The 12,957-nt window shown below is 68.6% G+C and carries 11 protein-coding genes; 4 read left to right on the forward strand and 7 right to left on the reverse strand.

From position 1 onward, the window contains the following. Positions 1-3: 3 nt before the first annotated feature. The 3 genes from ACWMMN_RS32395 to ACWMMN_RS32405 form a co-directional block, all read right to left on the reverse strand. Positions 4-1,704 (reverse strand): dihydroxyacetone kinase family protein, encoded by a 1,701-nt coding sequence (locus ACWMMN_RS32395; protein ID WP_486424309.1) that lies wholly within the window; start codon positions 1,702-1,704, stop codon positions 4-6. 225 nt (positions 1,705-1,929) lie between these two features. Next, a complete protein-coding gene (locus tag ACWMMN_RS32400) occupies positions 1,930-3,066 on the reverse strand; it encodes a sigma-54 interaction domain-containing protein (RefSeq protein WP_486424310.1) in 1,137 nt (378 codons plus the stop codon). A 247-nt stretch (positions 3,067-3,313) separates the two neighbouring features. Next, positions 3,314-3,490, reverse strand: a complete 177-nt coding sequence (locus ACWMMN_RS32405) for a hypothetical protein (RefSeq protein WP_486424311.1) — start codon at positions 3,488-3,490, stop codon at positions 3,314-3,316. A 52-nt stretch (positions 3,491-3,542) separates the two neighbouring features. Between ACWMMN_RS32405 and msuE the strand changes: the two genes are divergently transcribed. Further along, positions 3,543-4,103: an FMN reductase gene (gene msuE / locus ACWMMN_RS32410; RefSeq protein ID WP_059241121.1), complete on the forward strand. Its 561-nt coding sequence runs from the start codon at positions 3,543-3,545 to the stop codon at positions 4,101-4,103. Positions 4,104-4,138: 35 nt separating this feature from the next. After that, the gene (gene sfnG / locus ACWMMN_RS32415) at positions 4,139-5,242 is read left to right on the forward strand and encodes a dimethylsulfone monooxygenase SfnG (protein WP_059241122.1); all 1,104 of its coding nucleotides are present in this window, start codon (positions 4,139-4,141) and stop codon (positions 5,240-5,242) included. Between the two features lie 60 nt (positions 5,243-5,302). Here sfnG and ACWMMN_RS32420 read toward each other — a convergent pair whose 3' ends face one another. Further along, positions 5,303-5,950 carry a LysE family translocator gene (locus ACWMMN_RS32420; RefSeq protein WP_059241123.1) on the reverse strand — a complete coding sequence of 216 codons (648 nt, stop codon included), beginning with the start codon at positions 5,948-5,950 and terminating at the stop codon, positions 5,303-5,305. 110 nt (positions 5,951-6,060) lie between these two features. Here ACWMMN_RS32420 and ACWMMN_RS32425 point away from each other — a divergent pair, with 110 nt between their 5' ends. Continuing rightward, complete coding sequence (locus ACWMMN_RS32425) at positions 6,061-6,912, forward strand: LysR substrate-binding domain-containing protein (protein WP_059241124.1); 852 nt, start codon at positions 6,061-6,063, stop codon at positions 6,910-6,912. 22 nt (positions 6,913-6,934) lie between these two features. On the opposite strand, the gene ACWMMN_RS32430 is transcribed toward ACWMMN_RS32425, so the two are convergent. Then, positions 6,935-7,825 carry a LysR substrate-binding domain-containing protein gene (locus ACWMMN_RS32430; RefSeq protein WP_342706180.1) on the reverse strand — a complete coding sequence of 297 codons (891 nt, stop codon included), beginning with the start codon at positions 7,823-7,825 and terminating at the stop codon, positions 6,935-6,937. A gap of 153 nt (positions 7,826-7,978) precedes the next feature. Between ACWMMN_RS32430 and ydiJ the strand changes: the two genes are divergently transcribed. Next, positions 7,979-11,038 carry a D-2-hydroxyglutarate dehydrogenase YdiJ gene (gene ydiJ, locus ACWMMN_RS32435; RefSeq protein ID WP_174994568.1) on the forward strand — a complete coding sequence of 1,020 codons (3,060 nt, stop codon included), beginning with the start codon at positions 7,979-7,981 and terminating at the stop codon, positions 11,036-11,038. A gap of 93 nt (positions 11,039-11,131) precedes the next feature. Here the strand turns inward: ydiJ and ACWMMN_RS32440 are convergent, their stop codons facing one another. Beyond that, positions 11,132-11,434, reverse strand: a complete 303-nt coding sequence (locus ACWMMN_RS32440; RefSeq protein WP_124456688.1) for an XRE family transcriptional regulator — start codon at positions 11,432-11,434, stop codon at positions 11,132-11,134. An 87-nt stretch (positions 11,435-11,521) separates the two neighbouring features. Continuing rightward, a complete protein-coding gene (locus tag ACWMMN_RS32445) occupies positions 11,522-12,676 on the reverse strand; it encodes a branched-chain amino acid ABC transporter substrate-binding protein (protein WP_059241128.1) in 1,155 nt (384 codons plus the stop codon). Positions 12,677-12,957 lie beyond the last annotated feature (281 nt).

Below are 12,957 nucleotides of genomic sequence, written 5' to 3' on the forward strand. Positions count from 1 at the left end.
CGCTCAGCGTACGTGCGGCTGCAACGCGCGCAGCCAGTACGAGACGGCCACGGCGCCGCCATCCGGCGTACCGATCGCACGCTCGCCGAGATAGCTCGCGCGTCCCGCGCGCGGCGTCATGCGCGCCGTGTCCTCCGCACCCTGTTCGGCCGCTTCGACGGCCGCCGCCCATGCGCTCGCGGGATCGCGATCGCCGTCGAGCGCGCGGTCGAACGCATCGGCGGCCGGCACCAGCGCATCGAGCATCGTCCGGTCGCCGGCATGCGCGCCCCCCAGTTCGCCGATCGAATCCACGGCTGCGCGGAACGCCGCGGCCCAGTCGCGCGCCGACGGCTCGGCGATCTCGGCCAGCCGGCGCGACGCGCGCAGCAGCGCGGTCGCGTAGAACGGCCCCGAGCTGCCGGCGATCGCGCGGCGCAACGCGGCGCCGAGCGCCGCGAGCGCGCCGGCCGGCGTGCCGTAAGCGGTGTCGGGCAATGCGAGGATCGCCTGCGCGGCGCGCAGCATGCTCGCGCCGAGATCGCCGTCGCCGGCTGCCGCATCGAGGTCGGTCAGCGTTTGCTCGTGGTCGATCAGCGTCTGCGCAACCGCGTGCAGCGCGGGCTGCAGGCGCGCGGCCCATGCGCTGCCGGCCGCATCGAGCGGCGCCGGCGGCGCGTCGTGCGACGCGGCCGCGGCTACGCGGATCCGGGTGTTCACGGCGCCGCCGCCCGGCCACGCACGCGCCTGCGTCGGTGCGTCGAGCAGCGCCGCGCGTTCGTCGTTCAGCCGCAGCACCGAGATCGAGCAGCCGGGCATGTTCAGCGCGGACAGGAACGTGCCGGCCCATGCGCGTGCAACGACGATGCCGCACCGGCTCAGGTTGTCGTACGCGGCGCGCAGCACGATCGCGAGTTCCATGTCCGGCGTCGCGCCGAGGCCGTTGACGAACAGCGCGACGCGTTCGTCGCGGTCGAGCACGAGATCGGCGACGATGCTCGACAGCAGCGTGTCGGCCAGTGCGTCGGCCGCCAGCGGCGCGCGGCGCTCGACGCCTTTCTCGCCGTGGATGCCGAGACCGAGTTCGATCTCGTTGTCGCCGAGGCTGAAGCCCGATTTGTCGGCGCCCGGGATCGTGCAGCCGTCGAGCGCGACGCCCATCGTGCCGAGTTCGGCCGCCGCGTCGCGTGCGATTCCCGCGACGCGGGACAGCGGCAGCCCGCGCGCGGCGGCCGCGCCGGCGAGCTTGTGGATCAGCACGGTGCCGGCGATCCCGCGCCGCTGGCCGCGTTCGACGCGGCCGCGCAGCGACACGTCGTCGGCGACGATCACCGTTTCGACCGGAATGCCTTCCGCGCGCGCGAGCTCGGCCGCCAGCCCGAAATTGAGCCGGTCGCCCGTGTAGTTCTTCACGATCAGCAGCGCGCCGTTCGGGCCGGCGCTCGCGCGGATCGCGGCGAGCACGGCGTCGGTGGACGGCGACGTGAACACTTCGCCGCACACGGCCGCGCTCAGCATCCCTTCGCCGACATAGCCGCCGTGCGCAGGCTCGTGGCCGCTGCCGCCGCCGGACAGGATCGCGACCGGACGCTGCGACGGTTCGGGCAGCGGCTGGCGGACGAGCACGTGCTCGTCGCCGAGGATCGCGAGATGCGGCGATTGCCGCGCGATGCCTTCCAGCATTTCTCGCACGACATCGGACGGGCGGTTCACAAGCTTTTTCATGGCGACGGATTCCGGACGGGTGAAAAGGGCACGGCCGGGCCCGCGCGGGCGCCGGACGGCTTTCGTGTTGCGGAGAATCGTGCGGATGCCCGGTCGCCGGGCGCGGGCGGCCGCATGGCGGGCGGCCGGTGTGCAGGAGCGGCGACGAAGCATGCGCTTCGCGCCACGATACCTCAGGTTCGGACGTTGCGGCACGGATCGCGGCGCGCTTGCGCCGGGGGGCGGCTACTTCGCTGCCGCAATCTCCTTCGCCCGGATCAGCCGCGCCCGCAGCACGTTGCGGCTGATGCCGAGCAACTGCGCAGCCCGGATCTGGTTGCGGTGGCTGAACTCGAACGCGACGCGCATCACCGTGTCCTCGATGTGTTCGAACAGGCCGCCGTGGGCGTCGTCGAACAGGTCGCGCAACGCGCTTTCAAGCGACGCCTGCGCGTCGCCGGACGAACCGGTCACGCGCGCGGCAACGGCCGGGATGCACGGCGGCGCGATGTGCAGGTCGGTGTCCTGCAGCGCGTCGTGACGGCACACGAGCAGCGCGTGATGGATCACGTTCTCCAGTTCGCGGATATTGCCGGGCCAGCCGTGTGCCGCGAGCCGGCGCTCGGCGCGCGGATCGATGCAGCGCGGCCCGTCGCCGAGGCGGTTGCGGTACACGTCGAAGAAGTGACGCGCGAGCGGCAGGATGTCGCCCGGCCGCTCGCGCAGCGGCGGGACCGCGAGCTGCACGACATTGAGCCGGTAGAACAGGTCGCCGCGAAAATGCCCGGCCGCGACGGCCTGCTGCAGGTCGACGTTGGTTGCGGCCACCACGCGCACGTCAACCGGAATCCCCGTGCGCGAACCGAGCCGCACGACCTCGCGCTCCTGCAGCACGCGCAGCAGCTTGACCTGCATCGACAGCGGCAGGTCGCCGATCTCGTCGAGAAACAGCGTGCCGCCGTGCGCGGCTTCGAACCAGCCGGGCTTCGCGCTGAAGGCGCCCGTAAACGCGCCTTTCTCGTGACCGAACAGTTCGCTGTCGACCAGCGTCTCGGAGAACGCGCCGCAGTTCACCGCGACGAACGGCCCGTCGCGGCGCTTGCCGAGATCATGCACGTGGCGCGCGATCAGCTCCTTGCCGGTGCCCGTTTCGCCGGCGATCAGCACGTTCGCGTCGCTCGGCGCAACGCGGCGAACCTGTTCGAGCAGCGCGAGCGAACGCGGATCGGCGAACACCTGCGCGCGCGCCGGGGCCGGTGCGTGGCGTTCGGGCAGCGCGAGCACGGGCGCTCCGCGTCCCGCCGCGTGCAGCGCAACCGGGTCGCGGGGTGCGGCAACGACGCGAAGGGTGAGCGGGCGCGGCGATGCGGAAATGGAAGTCATGGCGGTGAACCGTAGGAAGGCCGGACGAAGCGGACCCGTGCCGACGGGCGGCGGGGTCCGGCTGCTGCGTGGTCAGCAAAGTGTTCAATGTTTTGCCGCACGCGGAAAGCATCGATTTCTGATAACCAATGCGCGATTGCTGCGGAACCTGCAACGGTGCGGACGAGCGGGCATGTGTGGTGCCGGAGCGCCGGATTCGATGTCGTTGCGTGCAACACGCTGCTGCCTGAGCAGCAGCTCGCCAGCATTACCGCTTCGCTCCGTTCATCACGCGCTGGAATATCGATGTGACGCGCTCGCCGGAACGCTTGCCACGATCGCGCATTTGAGCGAACGCCGTGCCGGGCGGGTGTTCGATAAAAATTTCGCGATGCAGACGATCGCGCTGCGAAACGGCCGCACGAATGGCACGTTCCTTGCTCACCCGGAACGGTATCGCCGCATCGACACGCGGCTCCACAACGGGAACGCATCGCATGAGCAACACCCTCAACGTGGTCGCGATATCGGGCAGCCTGCAACGGCCATCGCGCACGCTGGCGCTGACCAACGAGATCGTCGCGGCATTCGGCGCCGCACTGCCGATCGACACGCGGCTGATCGAACTCGGCGAGATCGGCAGCCGGCTGGCCGGCGCGCTGACGCGCGCGCAGGTGCCGGCCGACCTCGAAGCGCTAATCCGTGCGATCGAGACGGCCGATGCGCTCGTCGTCGCGAGTCCGGTGTATCGCGCGTCGTACACGGGCCTTTTCAAGCACCTGTTCGACCTCGTGCGCCACGACGCGCTCGTCGACGTGCCCGTGCTGCTCGCGGCCACCGGCGGCAGCGAGCGTCATGCGCTCGTGATCGACCATCAGTTGCGACCGCTGTTCAGCTTCTTCCAGGCGCGCACGCTGCCGATCGGCGTATACGCATCCGAAAGCGATTTCGACCAGTACCGGATCGCCAGCCCGGCACTGCGCGAGCGCATCGCGCTCGCCGTGGATCGCGCCGTGCCGCAACTGCGTCCGCACGCCCGTTCCGCCGCGGCCGCGTAAGCCGCTTCCGTTTCCCCTTCGACCAGGACACCTTCATGAGCCTCACCGACCTTTCCGCCGACGGCGTCAAATTCGCGTACTGGGTGCCGAACGTCAGCGGCGGCCTCGTCGTCAGCACGATTGAGCAGCGCACCGACTGGAGCCTCGAATACAACCAGCAGCTCGCGCGTACGGCCGAGGCGGCCGGCTTCGACTATGCATTGAGCCAGATCCGCTTCACGGCCGGCTACGGCGCCGAATACCAGCACGAGTCGGTATCGTTCAGCCAGGCGCTGCTGCATGCGACGACGAAGCTCAAGGTGCTCGCCGCGATCCTGCCGGGGCCGTGGCATCCGGCCGTGGTCGCGAAGCAGCTCGCGACGATCGACCACATCTCGAACGGACGCATCGCGATCAACGTGGTCAGCGGCTGGTTCAAGGGCGAATTCACCGCGATCGGCGAGCCGTGGCTCGAGCACGACGAGCGCTATCGGCGTTCGAAGGAATTCATCCAGGCGCTGAAGGGCATCTGGACACAGGACAACTTCACGTTCAAGGGCGATTTCTACCGCTTCAACGACTACACGCTGAGCCCGAAGCCGGTGCAGAAGCCGCATCCGGAGATCTTCCAGGGCGGCAGCTCGCGCGCGGCGCGCGACAACGCGGCGAGCGTGTCGGACTGGTATTTCACGAACGGCAATACGCCCGAGAACCTGAAAGCGCAGATCGACGACATCCGCGCGAAGGCGGCCGCGAACAACCATCGCGTGCGCATCGGCGTCAACGCGTTCGTGATCGCGCGCGACACCGAGGAAGAGGCGCAGGCCGTGCTCGACGACATCATCCGGCACGCGCATGTCGAAGCCGTGCACGCGTTCGGCGCTGCGGTGAAGGAGGCCGGCAAGGCGTCGCCCGAAGGCGAGGGCAACTGGGCGAAATCGACGTTCGAGGATCTCGTGCAATACAACGACGGCTTCCGCACGAACCTGATCGGCACGCCGCAGCAGATCGCCGAGCGGATCGTCGCGCTGAAGGCGATCGGCGTCGATCTCGTGCTGGCCGGGTTCCTGCACTTCATCGAGGAAGTCGAGTACTTCGGCCAGCGCGTGCTGCCGCTCGTGCGCGAACTCGAGGCGCGGCGGCAGGCGATCGCCGCGTGACGATGGCCTGACGAACGCGCACGGCCCGCGATTGCGCGGGCCTGCGCGGTGGCGTGTCGCTTATGCGACGCCCGCCATCTTCGACGCCTCGACCACCATCTGCACACCGAGACCGCCGAGGATGAGGCCCATCGCCCAGCGCTGCGCGAGCAGCAGCATCGGGCGCCCGTGCAGGAACTTCGCGATGCTGCTCGAACAGATCGCCACCAGCCCGTTGGCCGACGCGAACGCGGCAATCAGCAGCGACCCGAGAAACAGCGACTGGCCGAACACGCTGCCTTGCCCGTAGTCGATGAACTGCGGCAGCAGCGACACGAACAGCATCGCGAGCTTCGGGTTCAGCACGCTGGTCGTCGCACCCATCGCGAGCAGCCGCAGCGGCTGCTCGTTCGGCAGCGCCTTCACCTCGAACGGCGAGCGGCCGCCGGGCCGCACCGCCTGCCATGCCAGGTACAGCAGGTAGGTTGCCCCGACCGCGCCCAGCACGCTGCCCGCATAGGGCACGCTCATGAACAGCGTCGTGATGCCGAAGGCCGCGCCGAACATGTAGAACAGGTAGCCGATCATCACGCCGGCGAGCGAAATGAGCCCGGCCGCCCGCCCTTGCGCGATCGAGCGCGACATCACGTAGACCATGTTCGGCCCTGGCGTGACCGCGAGCATGCCGCCGACGACGAGAAACCCGTAGAGCGATCCGGACGTGTGCATTTTTTCGCTTCCTGCATCGAGTGAGTGCTGACGGGACTCATTGTCCGGCCGTGGAGGCGAACAGTAAAACGGGATAAACTGAATGAATTGATCAGTTTTTCTGAAGAGAAATGAAGAAGCTCGACCTCGATGTGCTCGCGATGGTGGTGGCCGTCGCCGAAACCGGATCGTTCGCGCAGGGCGCGCAGGCCGTGCACCGGTCGCCGTCGGCGGTGAGCATGCAGATCAAGGCGCTGGAAGACGCGCTCGGCAAGCCGCTGTTCATTCGCGACACGCGCAACGTGACGGCGACCGGCGACGGCATCGTGCTTGCCGATTACGGCCGCCGGATGCTCGCGATGCGCGACGAGGCGTGGGCGTCGGTGGTACGCCCGGAGATCCGCGGCCGCGTGACGATCGGCGTGCCCGACGATTACATTTCGTCGCTGCTGCCGCAGGTGCTCGGCAAGTTCGCCGCGATGCATCCGCGCGTGGAAGTGCGCGTGATCGGCCAGCCGAGCAGCGCGCTCGTGCCGATGCTGAAGGACAACACGGTCGACCTCGCGTGCCTCACGCGGATCAAGGGCGTGACCGGCGAGCTGATCCGGATGGAGCCGCTCGTCTGGGTCGGCTCGCCGAAGCGCAACGTGTGGGAAGAGCGGCCGCTGCCGGTGGCGTTTTTCACGCACGGCGGCAGCATGGCGCGCGATCAGGCGGTCAAGGCGCTGAACCGGCAGAAGATCCCGTACCGGATGTCGTACGAAAGCCCGAGCCACCTCGGGCTGCTGAGCATGGTGGAGGCCGGGCTCGCGGTCGCGCCGCTGGCGCGCTGCTGCATTCCGGATCACCTCGTGCAGCTTTCGGAAAGCCACGGGCTGCCGCCGCTGGGCGAGCTCGAAGTCGTGCTCGCGCGCAGCGCGCAGTCCGCGCGCCCGCCGTGCGATTACCTGGCCGAGCAGATTCTCGGCGAATGGCGCACCTGACCGGCACGCCGCCAGTGGCGTATCAGCACGACGTCAGCAGCCATTCGCGGAACGCGACCAGCGACGGCAGCGTCTCGTTGCCGGGCGGGTAGACGAGGTAGTAGCTGCGCTGGCTCGTGATCGCGTCGCCGATCGACACGAGCTCGCCGCGGCCCAGTTCGTCCTCCACCAGCACCTTCGGCACCAACCCGATCCCCATCCCGGCCCGCACGGCCTGGATCAGGTGCGACGTCAGCTCGAAGCTCGGGCCGATGCGCATCTGCCGGTGATCGAGCCGGCAGTGCGAGAACCATTCGGCCCACGCCTGCTGATTGCTCGTCACACCCAGCAGCGTCTGCTTCGCGGCCCACGCCGGCGTGCGCGCGTCGGCCTTGCGGCCGCGGCCCGCCTCCGGCGGCGCGATCGCGATCAGGAACTCGTTGTACAGCCGGTGCGCGTGCAGGCCCGGCCAATCGCCCGCGCCGACGGTGATCGCCGCGTCGAGATCGTCGTTGAGGAAATCGATCGCGCCGATCCGCGAATGCAGGTGCACGGTCATGCCCGGATGCGCGGCGTAGAAATCGTGCAGGTGCGGCAGCAGCCATTTCGAGCCGAAGGTCGGCAGCGTCGCGAGCCGCAGCGTGCCGGCGCCCGCCTGGTGCGACATCGCCTGCAGCGTCGCGCCGCGGATGCGCCCGAGCGCGCCGCTCAGCTCGGCGAAGTAGCGGCGGCCGACTTCGGTCAGCTTGACCGAGCGGCCCTCGCGCCGGAACAGCGGTACGCCGAGCTGATCCTCGAGCGTCTGGACCTGCCGGCTGATCGCGCTCTGGCTCAGCGACAGTTCCTCGGCCGCGCGGGTATAGCTTTCATGCCGCGCGGCGGCCTCGAACACGAGCAGCAGCGACATCGACGGGGTGAGGCGACGGTAATTCATGAGTTTTATGCAACTTTTGCCGGACGAGAATTCGTTTGTTTCTCAAGGAATATCCAAAGATACTGGAATTCCCGGTCGCGCGGAAACTTGCCAAAAAATCATGTTTCGGCGCACATGAACCGGCCGGCTCCACCCACACTGCGTTTTTGCCCCATGTCGATCGCCCCGTTGCCCCGTCCCGTCAGCCCGCCCGCGAACGTTTACCGGGATTTCCTCGCCGCGCTGCAGGCCGCCGGCTTCGCCGGGGAGATTCGCGCGGATCACGCGAACCGGACGGTGCAGGCCACCGACAACTCGATCTACCAGCGCCTGCCGCAGGCGGTGATCTGTCCCGCGCATGCCGACGACGTCCGGCTGCTGGCCCGGCTGCTGGCCGAGCCCGCGCACCGCGACGTCGCGGTGGCCGCGCGCGGCGGCGGCACCGGCACCAACGGGCAGTCGCTGACCGACGGCATCGTCGTCGACCTGTCGCGGAACATGAACCGGATCCTCGAAATCGACGTCGCGCAGCGCTGGGTGCGCGTGGAGGCGGGTGTCGTCAAGGATCAGCTCAATGCGGCGCTGAAGCCGCACGGGCTGTTCTTCGCGCCGGAGCTGTCGACGTCGAACCGCGCGACCGTCGGCGGGATGATCAATACCGACGCGAGCGGGCAGGGCAGTTGCACGTACGGCAAGACGCGCGACCACGTGCTCGAACTCGATTTCGTGCTGATGGGCGGCGAACGGCTGCACAGCGCCGCGCTCGATGACGACGCGCTGGAACGCCGCTGTGCGCAACAGGACCGCATCGGCAAGGTGTATCGCACCGCGCGCCGCATCAGCGACGACAAGGCGGCGCTGATCGACGCGAAGTTTCCGAAGCTCAACCGCTGCCTGACCGGCTATGACCTCGCGCACCTGCGCGAACCCGACCGCCGTTTCAACCTGAACAGCGTACTGTGCGGCGCGGAAGGTTCGCTCGGCTTCGTCGTCGAGGCGAAGCTCAACGTGCTGCCGATCCCCAGGTATTCGGTGCTGGTCAACGTGCGTTACGCGGGCTTCATGGACGCGCTGCGCGACGCGCGCGCGTTGCTCGAGCACCAGCCGCTGTCGGTCGAGACGGTCGACTCGAAAGTGCTGATGCTCGCGATGAAGGACTTCGTGTGGAGCAGCGTCGCCGAGTATTTTCCGCAGGACGACGCGCGCCCGACGCTCGGCATCAACCTGATCGAATTCAGCGGCGACGACGAACACGACGTCGATGCGCGCGTGCGTGCATTCGTCGAGCATCTGCGCACCGATACGAGCGTGGAGCGGCTCGGCCATACGCTCGCGGCCGGCGACGATGCGGTGAAGCGCGTGTATGCGATGCGCAAGCGCGCGGTCGGCCTGCTCGGCAACGTGCCGGGCGAGGCGCGTCCGCAGCCGTTCGTCGAGGACACCGCCGTACCGCCCGAGAATCTCGCCGCGTACATCGCCGAATTCCGTGCGCTGCTCGACGGGCATGGGCTGCAGTACGGGATGTTCGGCCACGTCGACGCGGGCGTGCTGCACGTGCGCCCGGCGCTCGACATGAAGGACCCGAGGCAGGCCGCGCTGGTGCGGCCCGTGTCGGACGCGGTGGCCGAGCTGACGCAGCGGCATGGTGGCCTGTTATGGGGCGAGCACGGCAAGGGCGTGCGCTCCGAATACGCGCCGGCGTTTTTCGGCGAGCTGTATCCGTCGCTGCAGCAGCTGAAGGCCGCGTTCGATCCGCACAACCAGTTCAACCCGGGCAAGATCGCGACGCCGCCGGACCACACGATGCGGCTGCTGAAGATCGACGAAGTGCCGACACGCGGCGAACACGACCGGCAGATCGACGAGCGCGTGTGGCAGAGCTACGGCACCGCGATGCACTGCAACGGCAACGGCGCGTGCTACAACTTCGATCCGGACGACGCGATGTGCCCGTCGTGGAAGGCGACGCGCGAACGCGTGCAGTCGCCGAAGGGGCGTGCGTCGCTGATGCGCGAATGGTTGCGCCTGCAGGGGCAGGCGGGCATCGACGTCGTCGCGGCGGCGCGCGCGCGGCAGCCGTTCCTGCGCGGCCTCGCGACCCGCTGGCGCAACAGCCGCGCGGCGCGCAACGGCGACGCCGATTTCTCGCACGAGGTGTACGACGCGATGGCCGGTTGCCTTGCGTGCAAGTCGTGCGCCGGGCAGTGCCCGGTCAAGGTCAACGTGCCCGAGTTCCGCTCGCGCTTTCTCGAGCTGTATCACCAGCGCTACCTGCGGCCGCTGCGCGACTACCTGATCGGGTCGCTCGAATTCACGATGCCGTGGATGGCGCGCGTGCCTGCGCTGTACAACGGGCTGATGGGCACCGGCTGGGTGCGCACGCTGCTCGAGCGGCAGGTCGGCATGGTCGACAGTCCGCTGCTCAGCCGCTTCGATCTCGCGGCCGCGATCCGGCAATGGAGCGTGAAGCCGGCCGATCCGCGTGCGCTCGCCGCGTTGAGCGATGCGCAGCGCGCGCGCAGCGTCGTCATCGTGCAGGACACGTTCACGCGCTATTTCGATACCGAGCAGTTGGCGACGCTGATCGAGCTGGCGGCGCGCACGGGCTTCCAGGTGTGGCTCGCGCCGCTCGCACCGAACGGCAAGGCGCTGCACGTTCAGGGTTTTCTGCGGGCGTTCGAGAGAGCCGCGATCCGCAACGCGACGCAACTGGCCGCGCTTGCGCGCTCAGGCGTCGCGCTGGTCGGCCTCGATCCGGCGATGACGCTCACGTACCGGCAGGAATACCTGAAGGTGACGGGGCTTGCCGACGTACCGAAGGTTGCGTTGCCGCAGGAGTGGCTGCTGCAGGCGCTGCCGGAAGCCGGCACGAGCACGGGCACGGGCGGGCCGGCCGGTGCGTACCGGCTGCTGCCGCACTGTACCGAAAAGACCAATGCGCCGGACAGCGGCAAGCAGTGGGCGCAGGTATTCGCGCGCCGCGGGCTGCGTTTGCAGGTTCAGGCGGCCGGGTGCTGCGGGATGTCGGGCACTTACGGGCACGAGGCGCGCAATCTCGCGACGTCGAAGACGATCTATGCGCAGTCGTGGGCGGCGCACGTCGACGGGCCTGAGGCGGAAGGCGAGGCGCTGGCGACCGGGTATTCATGTCGCAGCCAGGTCAAGCGGATGTCGTCGAAGCAGCTGCGCCATCCGTTGCAGGCGCTGCTCGATCACGTCCGTACGGCGGGGTGACGATCGGGCGGTGCGTGCCGCGTGGCCCGTGACGGCGATTTCGATCGCGCGTCGCGCGGCCATCGCCGTGCCGCCGTCGACGCATGCCGGGGCTCAGGCGTCGGCTTTCGCCGCTTTCCGCGTGCGCGGTTTTTCCGCCGCGGGAAACACGCCGACGCCGCGCGGCCGTTTCGGCTCGATCCGCATTTGCCGGATCACGCGCCGGAAGTCGATCTCGTGCGCGGCCAGCGTGCCGATCAGTTTCGCGATGACCGCGAGGTGGGACGGGACGGTGCCCTTGCTCGAATAGTTCGTGATCGAGCTTTCGTTCATCCGGATCAGGCGGGCGAACTCGCGCGCCGTCAACTGCGCTTTCTTCAGCTCCTGTTGGAATTCCGCATACGCCATTGCGCACATGATGCTTCGTCTCCGTGAATCAGAAATCGGCCCGCGCGGCGCCGGCGCGGACGGGTGGCGTTCCCGTCGTGCCGGCGCCGCGGCGGGTTACATCTTCACCTGGTCGAGGAACGTCTTCTTGCCGCTCTTGTAGCCGTAGATCGAGATGATCCCGTGCGTCAGGTCGCCCTTCGCGTCGAACGTCGTCGTGCCGATCACGCCGTCGTACTTCGTCGCCGGCATCGCCGCGAGGATCTTCGCCGGGTCGGTCGAGTTCGCGCGCTTCATCGCGTCGACCGCGATGTAGACCGCGTCGTACGCGAACGGCGCATCGAACTTGATGCCCTGGTTGAAGCGCTTCTCGTACTTCGCGACGAACGCCGCGCCGCCCGGCATCTTCTCGAGCGCCGCGCCGGCCTGCGAGCACAGCACGTTGTCGGCCGCCGGGCCGGCCAGCTCGGCCAGCGAATCGGTACACACGCCGTCGCCGGACAGGATCTTCGCGCGCAGGCCGAGCTGCTTCGCCTGCTTCGCGAGCGGGCCGCCGGTGGCGTCCATGCCGCCGTACATGATCGCGTCGGGGTTCTCGCCCTTGACCTTCGTCAGAATCGCGCGGAAGTCGACGGCCTTGTCGTTGGTCGCGTCGTGCGACAGCACCTTCAGGCCGAGCGCCTTCGCCTTCTTCTCGAACTCGTTCGCGAGGCCCTGGCCGTACGCCGTCGAATCGTCGATCACCGCGACGCTCTTCACGCCCTTCGACTGCGCGTAGCTCGCGAGCGCCGGGCCTTGCTGCGCGTCGGTCGCGACGACGCGGTAGGTCGTCTTGAAGCCTTGCTGCGTGTAGGTCGGGTTCGTGGCCGACGGCGAGATCTGCACGATGCCCGCGTCGCTGTAGATCTTCGAGGCCGGGATCGACGTGCCCGAGTTCAGGTGGCCGATGACGGCGACGACCTTGTCGTCGACGAGCTTCTGCGCAACCTGCGTGGCCTGGCGCGGGTCGGCCGCGTCATCCTGCGCGTCGAGTTGCAGCGTGATCTTCTTGCCGCCGATCGTCAGGCCCTTGGCGTTGATTTCCTCGACCGCGAGGCGCGCGCCGTTCTCGTTGTCCTTGCCGAGGTGCGAGATGCCGCCCGTCGTCGGTTCGACGCTGCCGATCTTCACGACCTGGTCGGCCATCGCGCTCGACGCGGCCGCGAACGCGGCGGCAGCCAGTGCAACGGTGATCAGGGGTTTGCAGCGCATGCCGACAGTGCTTCGTTCCATCTGCCATCTCCGAATTGAATGTCTTTCTATTGACGTCGCGACCGGCCGGCTGGGGCGCCGGGGCGATCGGACGAGTCTCCATACCCATCACGGGCGTCACTTGCATGGCGTCCGGCCTTACGACCTGCCGCCCGGGCGAGCGGGCGGACCGGCGCCCGACACCGTGCAATTCATATGAATATATATGAACCCGATTTTGCGCGCTGCGGCGAATCGCGTAGCAGGCCGGTGCGACGCGGGCCGGCGCCCGGATATCGACGGTTCCGGAGGCCGGAAATCGT

The organism is Burkholderia cepacia complex sp. TUM26381 (assembly GCF_057439935.1).